Below are 14,871 nucleotides of genomic sequence, written 5' to 3'. Positions count from 1 at the left end.
AGGCGCTAGAACTGGACAATAACGAAACACACCCCCTGAATTAATAAATAGGGGGTGTGTTTAATATCCTCAGCCTGTATGCGTTCATAGCTGTCTCGCCTAATTGGTCGAGAAGGTTGTAATTGGCATACGCTCCTACTACTGCACCAATTCCAGGCATTAGCTGCAGCATTTTTACAAAATCGATATAATCCCTGTATTCCTGCTGGAACTCCTGCCAATCCAGCTCGAGCAATGCTCCCTTTCTCTCCTCCCATTTCTCAATGATCTCAAGCGTTTCCTGCCTTTTTTCATCACTTGAAAAGGCAAGCTGGAAGACATATAAAATAAAGAGACGTTCTTCGTAGCTGGAAGGATCATACCCATATACGGAGGCAGCATCAAACAGGAACTTCATTTTTATCGAAAGCAGCAGCGGAAAATCTGCCAGCCCCAGCAAAAAGCCTCCAGCTCCTGTGCCAGCTCCCTCGACAGCTGCAGTTTTCCTGTAATTCGCCAGCTTCTCCTGGAGCAGCTTATCCTTTTCCAAAAGCGTCTTTCCTGCCCCCTGCTGTTTTTTCGTTGTCAAATTGGATCCTGCCAGGGTGGCCTTAACCATATTCTTAATGCTCTCCGTCAAAATTGCATGTACTTTTTCGGGTATTAATTGGTTCACCTTCGACTGGGCTTTCTTTGAGGCCCGCGCTAAAAGGCCAGACCGCTTGGTAATCTTCCTTTTCCATTCAAGTATTTCATCATAAACCTTCAGTTCGTATTGCATCACTGTTTTCACCTCTTGGATTAGTATTACGCGTTAATAACCATTAGGTTTCAAAAAAAATCCTTTCCATAAAAGCACGGGGCTAGTATGAAAAGGATTTTATTCTAATCTTTAAGCTTTGTCTTACTGTAGACATAAACAAAGAACAATGTGAAGATGATCCCGGCTCCCAATAAAGCTGTACCAAACAGCAGATCCCCCTTCAGCAGGACAATTCCCGCAAAAACAATGGATTGCAGCAGCAGGATTACCATTAGCAACCCGGAAAAGGATTTTTCCCTCTCTTTATTAGGAACAGGGTAAAGATTGATCCAGAGCTTGTTCTGATGATGATTCCATAACGGAAGGAGCTGAAAACCGGTCAAATAAATGAACAGGACAGCAATCAGGATTTGTCCGGGTCCATATGTCAAGAAATAAAGAGCTGCTCCGCCAATAAGCGTCAGCCTGATGAATAACCCGAAATAATCTCCTGCCCTGGCAAAGGTTCGCAGATAAAGATGGCTAAAGGTTTTATCCTGGCGATAAGGAATGCCGCTGAAAAGCCAATCCAGCCATTTCCGCCTTTTGGTACGGTCCCTGAGCTTCGGGACATCGGTAAAAAGGTTCGCTACACGATAAAAAGCATTCATCCGTTTCTCTTCGTCCTCGATCAGCTGCTCCCACTTTAACCCCTTATTGTCCGTCTGCTTCTGATAATAAACAAAGAGCAGCACCAGCAGGATTGCAGGTATTATAGTAAAAATAAGCTTTGCTCCCGAGAATAGGAAGTACAGCAAAACACCATTGATGAAAAAACGGATAAGGCTGTCCATCATTTTAACGCTTGCTTCTATAAAATACTGGACACGCCAGCGTACCAGCAGATTAATCCATTTTATGAATATGAGGGCAGCCAGCAGCAAGAAAAAGGACTGGAAACTCGCTCCATGGACTTTCACATGCATTGGCATCAGCACAGCCAGAATCAGCAGCAATACATATGACTGCAGGGTAAGGCTAAAGGTAATCGACTTTTTAAAATAATCCTTCAGGCGTGTCTCAAGCGGGAGGAGAAATATTTTATCTGCCTCCGTCAAAAATGTCTGTACTGGACTATAGGCCAGAAAGGCAGCCAGTATCAGCGCCATGATCCAGGCAGCTGGAAAATCCGGCTCAAGCGTCTTGATCCACTCTTGGTAATAAAAAGCTGCAGAACCTGCTAAAAACAGCAGGACAATTACAAGGTGGCCATTGAAAATATATTTTAAATACCTGCCCGTTTCCTTGGTGAAGGAACTGAACCTTTCCTTCCATAAAGTCTGCGGATTAAACATAGTCTTCTTCCTTCGTCAGCTGGATATACAAATCGTCCAGTGTCGCTCCAGGCATCGAGAACTGCTCCCGCAGCTCTTCAAGTGTTCCCATTGCCCTGACTTCACCATTATGGAGAATGACAAACCGATCGCAATATCGTTCAGCAGTGGCAAGGATATGTGTGGACATCAGGATGCCTGCCCCGCTCTCCTTCATTTTGTTCATCAGGTCCAGAAGCGATTGAATGCCCAGTGGATCAAGTCCGACAAAAGGTTCGTCTACAATATATAAAGAGGGCTGCACAAGGAAGGCGCACATGATCATCACTTTTTGCTTCATACCCTTTGAGAAATGGGCAGGAAACCATTTTAGCCTCTTGCTCATGCGGAATTCTTTCAACAAAGCCTCGATTCGCTGCTTGTACTCTTTTTCCTCAAGTCCGTATGCCATTGCAGTCATTCTGAGGTGCTCCTCAAGGGTCAGCTCATCATACAGGATCGGTGTTTCAGGCACGAATGTAAATTGCCGCCTGTATTCTTCCCTGTCTTCGATGAACGTCTTTCCATTGATTTTGATACTCCCTTGATGGGGCTCCATCAGCCCAATAACATGCTTGATTGTCGTGCTTTTGCCGGCACCATTAAGACCGATCAAACCGACGATTTCATTTGGTTTCACAGTAAAGCTGACATTTTTTAAAACCGGATTGCGTGTGTAGCCGCCGGTTACCTGGTTAATTTCCAATAATGACATCGCAAACGCCCTTCCAATACGTATTTCCTTACCGTTATTTTAACAAATCAAAATCATTTAGGAAAACCTGCAAACTTTTTGTGCATATTCTCTTCTGACCGGGGCATCATAATCTTTGAAGGGGCAACAAGCAATAATTCGAAATGAGGTGTCTGTAAAAGACGTATTATTCGATTTATAAAACACACTGATTTCAACGTTCAAACAAGGGGATGGTTGCATTGCGCTACGTAAATGTTAACCCAGCCGTTCAGTAACATCACTCCACATTTTGAAATGAGGTGTGTGTCGCAGATCACTTCTCCGCTTTATAAGTTGTGAAACTCATTAAAGCAGACAGGGGATGGTCCGATTGAACCAGGTATCGTATAACCCATCATTTATCTAAATTCAAATTGAATTTAAAATGAGGTGTTTATCAAAGGTATGCCTGCTGAAAGAACGTAAATGAACAGTAGTCAAGTTCCCCTTCAGGGACAGGATTCCAAGCGGATCCTGTCCTTCTTATTTCTTTATGTTTATTGGGAAAATATGATAAAATACCAGAAAAAGCGGAGTGCTGTATCACTTTGCTAATTTTACATAATGTTTATGATGGAAAGGGTGGATGAAAATGAGCGATTGTATTTTTTGCAAAATCATCAATGGAGATATTCCTTCAGCCAAAGTGTATGAGGATGAAAGTGTGCTGGCGTTCCTTGATATCAGCCAGGTAACAAAGGGGCATACGCTTGTCATCCCTAAAGAGCATAAGGAAAACGTGTTTGAATTAACCGATGAAATTGCAGCAAAGGTCTTCTCTGCCGTTCCAAAAATCGCAAACGCCATTAAAGCCGCTTACGATCCAATTGGCTTGAATGTATTGCAAAACAATGGTGAAGCAGCTGGACAATCTGTCTTCCATTTCCATATGCACCTGATCCCCCGCTACGGAAAAGGCGATGGTTTCGGCGCTGTCTGGAAGACACACCAGGAAGAATATACATCGGATGATTATAAGAAAATCGCTGCTGAAATTAACAGCAAAATCTAACCTCTGCTTATGCAGGGGTTTTTTATTGGTTCTTGCTGGATTCCTACTTGCGAATGGTTCTAATGGGGCCGCTCATGACAATTCAAACTCAATTTTCTCTTGCGGATGGTTCTAATGAGGCTGCTAATGACAATTCAAACTAAATTTTCTCTTGTGAATGGTTCTAATGGGTGCTCATGACCATTCAAACCGGTTTTTCTCTTCCTATTGGTTCTAATGAGTTCTTTCATAACAATTCATCTCCATTTACGAATTGTTATGGCACCTTTTAAAACCGATTTTTTCACATAAACAATGATAAGAATCACCCAAACAATGAACCCAGGCTTTCCTTATTTAATTTTTCTGAAAACAATAGAAAATCTCCTTCTTTTCTGTTAGCATGATAAATAACTTTAACTCTTTAGTGCAGTACCGTATTTTCTAATGGAGGGATTTGTGATGGAACGAGCATTCAACTTTAATGCAGGGCCTGCAGCGCTGCCTGAGAGCGTGCTGGCAAGGGCGCAAAAAGAGATGATGAATTATCAGGGCAGCGGAATGGCAGTTATGGAATTGAGCCACCGCAGTAAAGAATACGAGGAAATAAATGAACGGACTAAAGTTTTGCTGAGCAAGCTTCTGGGAATTCCAGATGATTATGAAATTCTCTTTTTACAAGGCGGAGCAAGTTTGCAATTTTCGATGATTCCGATGAATCTTCTTGAAAACGGCAAGACTGCTGGCTACGCTGTCACAGGCACCTGGTCTGAAAAAGCTCTTGAGGAAGCCAGGAAAATCGGTAATGCCATAGAAGTTGCTTCATCAAAATCAGCAAACTACAAGTCTATCCCAAAGTTGGAAGACATCAAAATCTCAGAAGATGCGGCCTATCTTCACATTACCACCAATAACACAATTTTCGGGACTCAATGGCATTCGATCCCTGAAGATCTTCCGGTCCCGCTGGTCGCCGATATGTCTAGTGATATATTAAGCAGGCCACTTAATATTGCTTCCTACGGGCTGATCTATGCAGGGGCTCAAAAAAACCTTGGCCCTTCCGGGGTCACAGTCGTCATCCTTAAAAAGGAATTACTGAAACGATCCGGGAAAAACCTGCCCTCCATGCTGAATTATCAAGTGCAGGCTGCTTCCAAATCACTGTATAACACACCGCCTACCCTGTCTGTCTATTTCCTGATGCTGGTGCTCGAATGGGTGGATTCCCTGGGTGGGGTGGAAGAGCTTGAAAGGATGAATCAGCAAAAAGCTGCTTTATTGTACGAAGCAATAGACATGAGCAGCGGCTTTTATAAGGGTCATGCTGAAAAAGACAGCAGGTCCAATATGAATGTTACTTTTACTCTGGAAAATGATGACCTAACAGCTTCCTTTCTTCAAGAAGCTGAGGAAGCTGGCTTTATTGGGCTGGCAGGGCACAGATCAGTTGGCGGCTGCCGGGCATCAATTTACAATGCTGTCCCTTTAGAACATGTAGAGAAATTGGCAGAATTCATGGGAAGTTTTAAACGAAGAAATAGCGGATATTAATTCTTTACTGCCGTTAAATATGTGTTATAATTGTACCAAGCTTTTCGCTGCAGGCATTGAGAGCACTGCAGGAGGAGTACTAGTTAGCTAGAATAGCAGAGGAGAGATGAGAAATGAATACGAAGAATCTTGTAGCCTTGTCACTATTAGTGGGAATGGGGGCAGTTCTGCACGCAGTTGTGCCTGGTTTTTTCCTTGGAATGAAGCCAGATATGATGCTGACCATGATGTTCCTGGGAATCATTTTATTCCCTGACAAGAAGAGTGTTTTTTTAGTTAGTGCTGTAACTGGGATTATTTCAGGTTTGACAACGACTTTTCCTGGCGGACTTGTTCCTAATATCATTGATAAACCTGTAACAGCGTTTGTCTTTTTCGGAATCCTGTTGATAATGAAACGTTATCAATCTTCCATTTATGCGGTAGCCGCCCTGACAGCAGTCGGTACGATTGTATCCGGAGCTGTTTTCCTTGGATCGGCTTTATACCTTGTCGGCCTGCCTGGACCTTTCGTTGCATTATTCACAGCGGTCGTCCTTCCTGCAGCAGCATTTAATACCGTATTTATGGCGATTCTTTATCCAGTGGCAACAGCAATTTTCAAGAGAGCCAAACTTGCAGAAGTTAATTAAACATCATTCAGCCCCTGCTCCTACAAGGACAGGGGCTTTACTTTTACCTTTTTATTGCTCACACTTTCAAGGCCGGCTATTGAAACGAATAAAAGATGACCCCTATCACCAGCAAAATCGCTCCCCCGCCGGCAAGTGATCCTGCTCTTTTGCGGAGAAGCGCCTTCGGCGGATACATTCCCGGTTTTTTCAATGCAAGGAGATTATGGACTGCCCCGGCAAAAAAGACAATGCTGATCAGAAAAACAATGCTAGTAAAAATCCCCACTCCCCTCCCCTCCTTCTTGAACACAACTCCTTAGTTATCTTTATGCCTGTTAATTTAAGGCTATGAGGCATAAACGGTTTAATTGCTGCAGATTAGGAAATTAAATAAAGATAGGAAGTAAAAAAGGATTTTATCCCGCTTTACCGAAGATAAACAGAAAGAATGATGAGGTGGTCACGGAATGAAGGCGAAATCTTTATTAATGGGATTTGTGGTTGGCGGAGTTGCGGCAGGCTTAGCTACTCTCTTTACTGCCCCGTATCCAGGTTACCAGACGAGAGGGATCCTTAAAGCAAATAAAAATGAATTCATTGGTTCCATCAAAGACGTTAAGGATGCCGCCATGGAGATGAAGGATTCAGTAGCGTTCGCATCTAAGGAAGGGAAAGCAGTCATCCAGTCGTTTGTTACAGATGTAAAGACAGCGATTTTTGAATGGAAGCTTCATACTGAAGCAAATAAAAAGGAGCTTCAGCAAGATATCAAGGAGTTGGAGGAATCGATTAAGGAGCTCGAAACAGAGCTTGCTTCAGCCAAAGCGAAAGATGAATAAGTGAGCAGTCACGAAAAGAGGCTCACTCCATGAATCCTTCCCATTCAGTTATTTTTTTTGAGCGGGAAGGATTTTCCTTTTTCTTGAAGAAAGATATATTATGCTAATGGCATCTTTCTTATGCCAGTAAACCAGAAATATAAAATCAACCCGACTTTAGATGGAATTTAACAAATTCAAAAAATTTTGTAAATTTATATCTTTATTAATTTTTGTTTTATTGGCATAATGAAAATAGAAACAATAAAGTAGGTGAATTTGAGAATGGGAGATAAAAACTATTCAATGAAAGAAGCAATGATGTTTAGCCAGAGAATAGCCCAATTAAGCAAAGCGCTTTGGAAGTCGGTTGAAAAGGACTGGCAGCAATGGATCAAGCCATTCGATTTAAATATTAATGAGCACCATATCTTATGGATTGCCTATCATTTAAATGGAGCTTCGATTTCCGATGTTGCCAAATTTGGAGTTATGCATGTTTCCACCGCTTTTAACTTTTCCAAAAAGCTGGAGGAACGAGGGTACTTGCAATTTTCCAAAAAGGAAAGTGACAAAAGGAATACATACATCCAGCTCACTGAGCAGGGTGAACGTGTATTGCTTTCGTTGATGGAAAACTATGAACCTGATAAAAATGCAGTGTTTTCCGGTGCCATGCCTTTGAAAGAGCTATATGGGAAGTTCCCTGATATCATCGAAATCATGGCAATCGTCCGTAATATATATGGAGATGACTTTATGGAGATTTTTGAAAAGTCCTTCTCGAATATAGACAATAAATTTACTGACGAAGATGGCACACTAAAGAAGATCGACCCTGCCGAAAAGGAGTATGCTTGATTATCCAATGTACACCATGAACTCCGTTATAAGAGGAAGGAAAAAACCTCAATGAGTTATCCATCCTGATTACTTCCTCTTTCTGCATTTTTTGCTGTCAAGCATTGCTAATATGATCGTAAAGCGGATGAAAAAATGGGTAACACTCCGCTTTTTGTTCTTCCTCTTGATTGCTCAATTAATCACACTCTTCTGACATACCCACTTATGATGGCAGACTTTTTCCTTTTTCATGACTATAAATCTGTCTTTTGGGATTAAATGGCGAATAGGCGCCTGACAAAAAACTATCTTTTTCTAAAATTTTTTGTTATTGTATTTAAGATAAAAAGATTGCTAGGGGAGGGATTCTTCGATGATCTCCATTTTATTCGTGTTTGTACTTTTTGCTGTTTTTATTCTTTTTTATATAAATAAGCTGACCGATTCCCTCTGTATCCAGAAGGAGATTCCAGAAGACAAACATGCTAAAATATTCAGGACGATCAACATCTTGATTACCATCTTGTTAATTTCGTCTTTCATCGAAATCTTGTATGCGTAACTACATAAATAAAGCGGTGAGACAGTCCTCACCGCTTTTTATTATAGATTAAACGACCTGATGCAGCCGTTGTGTATTCTTACCATTTTTGGCCCAGCCGCCCCAAATTGGGCTTACAGCCAAGATGCACCGATGATAATCAAAAGAATGAACAATACAACGACTAATGCAAAGCCGCTGCCAAAACCGCAGTGTCCTCCAGACATAGGGAATCCTCCTTCCTCTTACCTTTTTCTTTTTTTCCCTGGCTTTAGGAATACAGGGGGCCAATCCCCCCGTATTTAATTATTGATTACAGCCAAGCTGCACCCACAATGATTAACAGAATGAATAACACGACAATTAGCGCAAATCCGCTGCCGTACCCTGCACCCATATTAACACCTCCTTCCAAAGTGGCTAACCTATCTTATTCAATCAAGTTCATTTACGCATAGGCAGTTATCCTGCTTTTTCCCAATTTATTGTTCAGCAGAAGGAAGCTCCTACGATAATCAGTAAAATGAACAAGACAACGATTAATGCAAATCCTGAATGGTATTGGCCCATTTTCCATTACCTCCTTTTTTCTCTTCCCTACATACTATGCACAAGAGCGGAGATGGTCTGGATGTTTGCCCATCTTTGCGGACACGGAAAAAACCATGAGATAATTTTTGTAGAAAATTGAAATTATGTTATAGTAGACTTTGTGGATTGAAATTAGCCAACAATATTTACTGTTTAGGAGATGTTCACCATGAAAAAATTGATACTTTCCATTTCGGTTGCTGCCGGAGTGATTGGACTAAGCGCATGCAGCGGAGATAATGATAGCTCTTCAGAAGTAATCGTTGAATCAAAGGCCGGCAATATTACAAAGGAAGAACTTTATGAATCAATGAAGGATAAATACGGAGAACAGGCACTTCAAGAACTTCTTTATCAAAAAGTCCTTTCAAAAAATTACAAGGTAACAGATGCAGAAGTTGATAAAAAAGTAACGGAGCTCAAAGATGAATTAGGTGACAATTTTGAGTTAGTTCTTCAGCAGAACCAGCTTAAGGATGAAAACGAACTTAAGAAAATCCTGAAAGACCAGATGCTAATGGAAAAGGCTGCACTTAAGGATGTAAAGGTTTCTGAGGATGAAGTGAAGAAGCGTTACGAAGAGTACAAGCCTGAAATCAAGGCAAGCCACATTCTTGTAGAAGATGAAAAGACTGCACAGGAAGTCAAAAAGAAGCTTGATACAGGCGCGAAATTTGAAGATTTAGCTAAGGAATATTCAAAAGATCCTGGTTCTGCAGTACAGGGCGGAGACCTAGGTTTCTTTGGACCTGGTAAAATGGTTCCTGAATTCGAAGAAGCTGCTTATGCACTTGAAGTAAATGAAATCAGTGAGCCAGTCAAGTCACAGCACGGTTTCCACATCATCAAGGTAACAGAGAAGAAGAAAAAAGAATCTTATGAAAAAATGAAAGACGAATTGGAGTACGAGCTTAAGCTTGCACAGCTTGATGCTACTAAAATCCAGGAAGTCATGAAGCGTGAATTGAAAGCTGCTGATGTTGAAGTCAAAGACAAAGAACTTAAAGGCGCAGCTGAATTCCCTGAGACACAAACACAACAATAATTAAATCAGCGGTCTTCCGCTGATCAGCAAAAAACACTGGCCCGCATGATCGGGACCAGTGTTTTTTTAGGCTTCTAACGATTTTTGACGTTGTTCTTTTTCCTGCTCAAGCCTCTGCATATAAAGTTCGCCCTCACGTTCAATGGTTTCCAGTTCTTGTTCCCTTTCTTCTTTCCCTGTCTTCACTGCCATGATTGCACTGAATACGATACCTGCTGCGACCGCTATTACCCAAATTGGAATTGACATGATTTCGTAACCCTCCATTTAACTGGTTGTCCAAAATGCGACTTATATTGTATTCATATGAGCGGGATTAAGAAATATGCCAGCTAAAATAAAAATCAGGTCATTTTTTACTTCCATGCTGAGTTTAGCAGCAATTTTTTTTGCTGATGCCCTAATGGATGCGGCTTCTGGAAAATTAGTGTTACTGGTTAGACTAGAATCGTATACAGTTAAATGAGGCTTTACGGTTGTTATAGACGTGAATGTAGATATATCAACGGTTACCGGTGATATATTTGATTCTACTGTAGATATATTCGACGTTACTGGAGATAAACCGCCAGTTACAAGTATTAATCCATTTTTGGCAGGGAAACTGTTTACAAATATCTCCTAACTGAAACCAGATTGCCCCCATATGGTATTAAACTGCTGCCAACTGGAATTAATTCGGCTCCAACTGGCATTAAAATGCCCGCAACTGGCATTAACTTGCGTTCAACTGGCATTAAATCAAGGCTCTTTTCTCAAACTATGTTGCTATTGACTACAAAATAAGATTGAATTACTCAATTTTCTACCCAAACTTATCGCTTATGTTGAGAAAAGAGCTGGCTAACTTAGTACCGAAATACAAAATGGCTTTTATCGCGTTAAAATCGGCTTTTGGATTTTAACAACAATCTTTACGAAAACAGCCTAAATCAAAAATCCTCCAGAATTAAATCCACCACTCCACTATTCCAAAGCATAGAAAAAACAAGCCACCCAAAAAGGATGGCTTGTTGTGTATGTTTACTTATGGAACACCGGCTTGTAGAAAGAACGGTTATCAAGAGCAAAGATCCTTTCAGAGAACTCACCGGGTTTTACCCTCGCAAGCGCACGGTCAAGCATGTTCATCTTTGCGTCAAGATTATCTATATAATGCAGGATTTCTGCTTCCTTGATCATCGGCGGTTTGGGGCTGCCCCATTCTGCTTTTCCATGGTGGCTCAGGACCATATGCTGCAGGATGACGACTTCCTCTCCGCTAATGCCAAGTTCATCTGCTGCCTTGCCAATTTCATTGACCATTATGGATATATGTCCGAGAAGATTGCCTTCAACTGTATAAGCAGTTGAAATTGGGCCGGATAGCTCAATGACCTTGCCCAAATCGTGCAGGATGACTCCCGCATAAAGCAAATCCTTATCCAGGCTTGGGTACAGGGAGGCGATCGACTTCGCCAGGTCCAGCATCGAGACGACATGGTAAGCAAGTCCCGATACAAACTCATGATGGTTTTTGGTCGCTGCCGGGTACTCCATGAATGCCTGGTGATGCTTTTTCAGTAAGTGCCTTGTAATTCTCTGGATATTTGGATTTTTCATATCAAAAATATATTGTGTCAGCTTGCTTGACATTTCATCCTGGCTGACTGGGGCTGTTTCAAGAAAATCAGAAAGTTTAACAGAATCTGTACCTGTGGCAGGCCGGATTTGTCTGATTTTCAATTGATTTCGGCCCCGGTAATTATGGATGTCACCCAATACTTTAACGATATTTTCGGCACCGTAAATAGACTCATCACCTTCAGAAACATCCCAGAGCTTAGCCTCGATCTCCCCGCTCTGGTCCTGGAGAATCAGGGTCAAAAAAGGCTTGCCATTGCTGGCAATTCCTTTGGACGAGTGCTTGATCAGCAAAAATAATTCAACCTGATCCCCTGTCTCATGATTCAATATTCCTTTATTCATAATTAACCGACCTCTCCTCTCTGCAACAGTATATCATACAGAGTTATAGTCTCTAATACTCAAAACCTGCCACTTCTAAACTATATTAGTGCTTTTTTCTTCGAGATTAACTACTTCTTCCTTATTGAAAAACTCAAGAAGATGGCGATGGCATGTAAAGAACAAAATTTGGTTGCTTCCCATTTCCCTGAGCAATTGGATGATCCTTTCAGTTCTCAAATGATCGAAATTAACAAAACTGTCATCAATTATGATCGGGAACGGATAACGGTCGTAATGCACAAATGCAAGGGCAAGCCTGATCGCAGCATAGACTTGCTCTGCAGTCGCCTGGCTCAGCTCATTTGCCTCAAAAAGAACATGATCATTACGTTCAATCCAAAAGCCGCTTTCAGATTGATGAGGAATGATTCGTACATATCTTCCATCAGTCAACACAGACAAAATTTGTTCAGCCTTAGCGAGCATTTTTGGCATCCGTTCTTCTTTGTAGCGATTAATCGTCCTCGAAAGGAGGTCTTTGGCAATCGCATACTTCGCCCACTCCCTCGCATCTTCTTCAAATTCATGCTTCAGCTGCCTGTAACGATGAAGCAGTTCACTGTAAATGCCGCCTTCCTCCAGCATCAGCATACTATGTTTGACACTCGCCAGACGGTCGAATTGTGCGGTCAGCTCCTGCCTTGTCCGCTCTGCCTCCAACTTGTTTTCATTTAGCTTTCCTTCAAGGTCATGCTCTGCAAGAATGCGTTCCCTGTCCTCTGTGCCCAATCCGGAAACCTCCAGCTGAGAACGTATATCCCTTAGTCTTGAGGACCATATATTCATCTGTTCATGATTCCTGGCACGCAAGCGGAAGCCATCCTCATCCTTACATTCAGCCTGGGACAATAATTCTCCCCTTTCTTCAAAGAGTATTTGCTGCTCCTTCAATAGCGCAGCACCTTCCTCTTCTATTTCTTGAAGCTTCAGGGCTATTTCCGCTGATTTTGTTTTAAAATCAATCTCATCTCTAACCTTTTTTTTCAACAGGGCAGCCGCCTCGGCCGGAGGGAAGTTCCTGTGATCGAGAAAGCGTTCCGAAAGGTCGCTAATCCGGCCCACAAGCTCTTCGATCGTTCTGCTTACAGCCAAAAGCTTTTCATGCGCTCTTTTCCGTTCACGGAAGTACTGTTTGAGCTTCTCAATTATTTGATAAGCATCATAAATCCTAATATTGCTTTCTTTCTTAACCAAGCCCAGCTCACCCATCAGGGCTGCCTTCTTTTCTTTCAGCTCGGCCTCTTCCGATTCCCATTGTTCAAATTGTTTTAGTACCTTTTCATATCTTACTTGCTGCTGCTCGATTTGAACCAGCAATTCTCTGAGCTGAAGCTGAGCGTCCTCATCCCTGGAAAGGGTGCTCTTAATAGTAAATAGGCTTCCTTCAGGCTGTTTATCCAGCTTCTCCTTTAATTTGAGTTCTCTCTCCAGAAGGGCGGCCAGGATTTCATCCTTTGAATCAATATTCTTTACAGCAGCTGATTTAAAGTGGATGGCCAGCAGAAAGAAGATACCAATAAAGCCTGCACCCGCCAAAAGCCACTGGCTGTTAGCAACACCGAAAAATACAACGATGAGAAAAATGCTTCCGAGCAGCAGAAGCTGGTAAATATCTCTTTTTCTTTGATTCGATTTCCTGATTTCTTCGTTTTTGATTCTATCCTTGTGTACAAGGATCTGGTCCATCACCTGATTAAGCTCTGATTGAAGCTGCTGCTTATTTTCCAGAACGGAAAGTTCTTCAGATAATTGATTCCGCCGTTCCTGAGGAAGTATCCCTTTCCTTGTTTCTGCAGCTTTTGCCTCCAGCCCAGCAAGTGCAGATTTTTCTTCATCGAAGCTATCCTCAAGCTCCTGCCTTTTTTCGTTCAAGCGCTGCTCCCGATGCTGAAGGTTCTCAGCTTCTTCCTTCATAAACACACTTGTGTCCAATTTTTGGACTGAGAGCTCGTCAAAGTCCGCATGCAGCTGATCATTCAGCTGGCTGATTTCCTCCGTCAGCTCCTCAACTTTCAGTTCTAAAAGCCTTTGTTCCTGTTTCAGCTGGTCAAATAAAGGAAGTTTGCCTATTAGGGAGTCTATTTCTGTTTCTTTCTCCAGCAGATGTTCATCAGGCTTTGTCTGCTCAGCTTCCTTTGTTAGAGACATTCTTTTGTCCTGCAGCCAGGAAAGCCGTGCCTGGATGGGTTTAAGCTGCTCTCCAATTTTTTCGTAGCGGTGCATGCCATCCTCTGGGAAGGCTGATTCGCCTAATCCATCCAGTTTTTTTATGATGGAAGCTTCTTCGATTACCAGCTGTTCATTCCGGATGAATTCCTTCAGCCTTGCACCTTCCTGATCCAGCTGGCTGATGTTTGCCTTAAGCTGTACAATGTTTTCTTCGATAGATTCTTTTTCATGCAAAAGCTCTGTATACCGTTCATTCTGTTCTTCTGCATTTCTGAGTGATGTGTGGACTTCCTTCAATTCCTTTAGCTTTTCATTCAGTATCGGCTTTTTTCCGCTCGGTTTAAAACGAAGCTCCATTTCCTTTACCAGGGCTGTTTCAGCAGTAAAAAGCTTGTCTGTCCCCAATGTGCCTGCCGAGAATAAATACCTTCCCAGCTCCTCACCTTTCATCGACTGGATGTTTTGCAGCCCATGGACATTAAATGAAAATATTGCCTGGTAAATGCCTTTGTCCATGCCTTGAAGGAGCTCTTTCAGCAATTCTTCCCCGCCGATTTTCCCCTCATCCATCGATACGGTCACATCACCTGCCGATTTTCCTTTTACTCTTTCTATTACCGCTGTGCCTCTTCCGGGAAAAAACGCCTTTATTTTCCCGCCATATTTGGAATGGTTCTTAGGTTCATAGCGGAGCTCGGAGCTTTGTTTGGCAGGGAAGCCGAAAAGGATGCTGTGAATAAATGACATAATCGTAGACTTTCCAGCTTCATTTTCACCGTAGAAGACTTGAAGCTGATTGATCGAGGTAATCTGAAAGTTTTCCAGCTTTCCGTATCCATAAATATGTAATTCAACTATATTCATA

17 protein-coding genes are annotated in these 14,871 nt (G+C 42.1%); 7 read left to right on the top strand and 10 right to left on the bottom strand.

Annotated features, from left to right (window positions below; translation table 11 throughout):
• Positions 1-40 precede the first annotated feature (40 nt).
• The 3 genes from AC3EBE_RS15000 to AC3EBE_RS14990 form a co-directional block, all read right to left on the bottom strand.
• Complete coding sequence (locus AC3EBE_RS15000; protein WP_488595849.1) at positions 41-763, bottom strand: EcsC family protein; 723 nt, start codon at positions 761-763, stop codon at positions 41-43.
• Positions 764-864: 101 nt separating this feature from the next.
• A complete protein-coding gene (locus AC3EBE_RS14995; protein ID WP_488595848.1) occupies positions 865-2,076 on the bottom strand; it encodes an ABC transporter permease in 1,212 nt (403 codons plus the stop codon).
• The gene (locus tag AC3EBE_RS14990; protein ID WP_488595847.1) at positions 2,069-2,809 is read right to left on the bottom strand and encodes an ABC transporter ATP-binding protein; all 741 of its coding nucleotides are present in this window, start codon (positions 2,807-2,809) and stop codon (positions 2,069-2,071) included. The genes AC3EBE_RS14995 and AC3EBE_RS14990 overlap by 8 nt, the downstream gene beginning before the upstream one ends.
• 613 nt (positions 2,810-3,422) lie before the next feature.
• On the opposite strand from AC3EBE_RS14990, the gene AC3EBE_RS14985 reads away from it, so the two are divergent.
• From AC3EBE_RS14985 to AC3EBE_RS14975, 3 genes are all read left to right on the top strand, one after another.
• On the top strand, positions 3,423-3,842 hold the full coding sequence (locus AC3EBE_RS14985; protein WP_488595846.1) for an HIT family protein: 420 nt from the start codon (positions 3,423-3,425) through the stop codon (positions 3,840-3,842).
• Positions 3,843-4,283: 441 nt separating this feature from the next.
• The gene (gene serC, locus AC3EBE_RS14980) at positions 4,284-5,375 is read left to right on the top strand and encodes a 3-phosphoserine/phosphohydroxythreonine transaminase (protein WP_488595845.1); all 1,092 of its coding nucleotides are present in this window, start codon (positions 4,284-4,286) and stop codon (positions 5,373-5,375) included.
• Between the two features lie 113 nt (positions 5,376-5,488).
• Positions 5,489-6,007 carry a tryptophan transporter gene (locus AC3EBE_RS14975; RefSeq protein WP_488595844.1) on the top strand — a complete coding sequence of 173 codons (519 nt, stop codon included), beginning with the start codon at positions 5,489-5,491 and terminating at the stop codon, positions 6,005-6,007.
• A 76-nt stretch (positions 6,008-6,083) separates the two neighbouring features.
• Here the strand turns inward: AC3EBE_RS14975 and yhzF are convergent, their stop codons facing one another.
• Positions 6,084-6,275: a membrane protein YhzF gene (gene yhzF, locus AC3EBE_RS14970; protein WP_488595843.1), complete on the bottom strand. Its 192-nt coding sequence runs from the start codon at positions 6,273-6,275 to the stop codon at positions 6,084-6,086.
• A gap of 181 nt (positions 6,276-6,456) precedes the next feature.
• Between yhzF and AC3EBE_RS14965 the strand changes: the two genes are divergently transcribed.
• The 3 genes from AC3EBE_RS14965 (at position 6,457) to AC3EBE_RS14955 (ending at position 8,212) form a co-directional block, all read left to right on the top strand.
• Complete coding sequence (locus AC3EBE_RS14965) at positions 6,457-6,828, top strand: YtxH domain-containing protein (RefSeq protein WP_488595842.1); 372 nt, start codon at positions 6,457-6,459, stop codon at positions 6,826-6,828.
• 264 nt (positions 6,829-7,092) lie between these two features.
• Positions 7,093-7,668, top strand: coding sequence for an HTH-type transcriptional regulator Hpr (locus tag AC3EBE_RS14960; RefSeq protein WP_488595841.1), 576 nt, complete (start codon positions 7,093-7,095; stop codon positions 7,666-7,668).
• Positions 7,669-8,023: 355 nt separating this feature from the next.
• Entirely contained in the window at positions 8,024-8,212 is a 189-nt protein-coding gene (locus AC3EBE_RS14955) for a hypothetical protein (protein WP_488595840.1), read from the top strand.
• A gap of 113 nt (positions 8,213-8,325) precedes the next feature.
• Here the strand turns inward: AC3EBE_RS14955 and AC3EBE_RS14950 are convergent, their stop codons facing one another.
• The 3 genes from AC3EBE_RS14950 to AC3EBE_RS14940 form a co-directional block, all read right to left on the bottom strand.
• Positions 8,326-8,418: a YjcZ family sporulation protein gene (locus AC3EBE_RS14950; protein WP_488595839.1), complete on the bottom strand. Its 93-nt coding sequence runs from the start codon at positions 8,416-8,418 to the stop codon at positions 8,326-8,328.
• 86 nt (positions 8,419-8,504) lie between these two features.
• Positions 8,505-8,588, bottom strand: a complete 84-nt coding sequence (locus tag AC3EBE_RS14945) for a YjcZ family sporulation protein (RefSeq protein WP_110943592.1) — start codon at positions 8,586-8,588, stop codon at positions 8,505-8,507.
• 92 nt (positions 8,589-8,680) lie between these two features.
• Positions 8,681-8,761 (bottom strand): YjcZ family sporulation protein, encoded by an 81-nt coding sequence (locus AC3EBE_RS14940; protein WP_488595882.1) that lies wholly within the window; start codon positions 8,759-8,761, stop codon positions 8,681-8,683.
• 190 nt (positions 8,762-8,951) lie between these two features.
• On the opposite strand from AC3EBE_RS14940, the gene AC3EBE_RS14935 reads away from it, so the two are divergent.
• Positions 8,952-9,827, top strand: coding sequence for a peptidylprolyl isomerase (locus AC3EBE_RS14935; RefSeq protein WP_488595838.1), 876 nt, complete (start codon positions 8,952-8,954; stop codon positions 9,825-9,827).
• Positions 9,828-9,893: 66 nt separating this feature from the next.
• Here AC3EBE_RS14935 and AC3EBE_RS14930 read toward each other — a convergent pair whose 3' ends face one another.
• The 3 genes from AC3EBE_RS14930 to AC3EBE_RS14920 all read right to left on the bottom strand — a co-directional run bounded on the left by AC3EBE_RS14930 (position 9,894) and on the right by AC3EBE_RS14920 (position 14,870).
• Complete coding sequence (locus AC3EBE_RS14930) at positions 9,894-10,076, bottom strand: sporulation YhaL family protein (protein ID WP_488595837.1); 183 nt, start codon at positions 10,074-10,076, stop codon at positions 9,894-9,896.
• A 774-nt stretch (positions 10,077-10,850) separates the two neighbouring features.
• Positions 10,851-11,795 (bottom strand): 3'-5' exoribonuclease YhaM, encoded by a 945-nt coding sequence (yhaM, locus tag AC3EBE_RS14925; protein ID WP_488595836.1) that lies wholly within the window; start codon positions 11,793-11,795, stop codon positions 10,851-10,853.
• A gap of 75 nt (positions 11,796-11,870) precedes the next feature.
• Positions 11,871-14,870, bottom strand: a complete 3,000-nt coding sequence (locus AC3EBE_RS14920; RefSeq protein WP_488595835.1) for an ATP-binding protein — start codon at positions 14,868-14,870, stop codon at positions 11,871-11,873.
• Position 14,871: the final 1 nt, after the last annotated feature.

This window comes from Mesobacillus sp. (assembly GCF_057785455.1).
The sequence above is the reverse complement of the archived record's forward strand: the minus strand, read 5'-3'. Positions and strand labels throughout refer to the sequence as shown.

Excerpts from the sequence above, each read along its gene's own strand:
- AC3EBE_RS14920 (WP_488595835.1), bottom strand. The coding sequence starts at position 14,870 with ATGAATATAGTTGAATTACATATTTATGGATACGGAAAGCTGGAAAAC.
- yhaM (WP_488595836.1), bottom strand. The coding sequence starts at position 11,795 with ATGAATAAAGGAATATTGAATCATGAGACAGGGGATCAGGTTGAATTA.
- AC3EBE_RS14985 (WP_488595846.1), top strand. The coding sequence starts at position 3,423 with ATGAGCGATTGTATTTTTTGCAAAATCATCAATGGAGATATTCCTTCA.
- AC3EBE_RS14975 (WP_488595844.1), top strand. The coding sequence starts at position 5,489 with ATGAATACGAAGAATCTTGTAGCCTTGTCACTATTAGTGGGAATGGGG.
- AC3EBE_RS14955 (WP_488595840.1), top strand. The coding sequence starts at position 8,024 with ATGATCTCCATTTTATTCGTGTTTGTACTTTTTGCTGTTTTTATTCTT.
- AC3EBE_RS14965 (WP_488595842.1), top strand. The coding sequence starts at position 6,457 with ATGAAGGCGAAATCTTTATTAATGGGATTTGTGGTTGGCGGAGTTGCG.
- AC3EBE_RS14940 (WP_488595882.1), bottom strand. The coding sequence starts at position 8,761 with ATGGGCCAATACCATTCAGGATTTGCATTAATCGTTGTCTTGTTCATT.
- AC3EBE_RS14995 (WP_488595848.1), bottom strand. The coding sequence starts at position 2,076 with ATGTTTAATCCGCAGACTTTATGGAAGGAAAGGTTCAGTTCCTTCACC.
- AC3EBE_RS14960 (WP_488595841.1), top strand. The coding sequence starts at position 7,093 with ATGGGAGATAAAAACTATTCAATGAAAGAAGCAATGATGTTTAGCCAG.
- AC3EBE_RS14930 (WP_488595837.1), bottom strand. The coding sequence starts at position 10,076 with ATGTCAATTCCAATTTGGGTAATAGCGGTCGCAGCAGGTATCGTATTC.
- AC3EBE_RS14945 (WP_110943592.1), bottom strand. The coding sequence starts at position 8,588 with ATGGGTGCAGGGTACGGCAGCGGATTTGCGCTAATTGTCGTGTTATTC.
- AC3EBE_RS14950 (WP_488595839.1), bottom strand. The coding sequence starts at position 8,418 with ATGTCTGGAGGACACTGCGGTTTTGGCAGCGGCTTTGCATTAGTCGTT.
- AC3EBE_RS14935 (WP_488595838.1), top strand. The coding sequence starts at position 8,952 with ATGAAAAAATTGATACTTTCCATTTCGGTTGCTGCCGGAGTGATTGGA.
- AC3EBE_RS14990 (WP_488595847.1), bottom strand. The coding sequence starts at position 2,809 with ATGTCATTATTGGAAATTAACCAGGTAACCGGCGGCTACACACGCAAT.
- serC (WP_488595845.1), top strand. The coding sequence starts at position 4,284 with ATGGAACGAGCATTCAACTTTAATGCAGGGCCTGCAGCGCTGCCTGAG.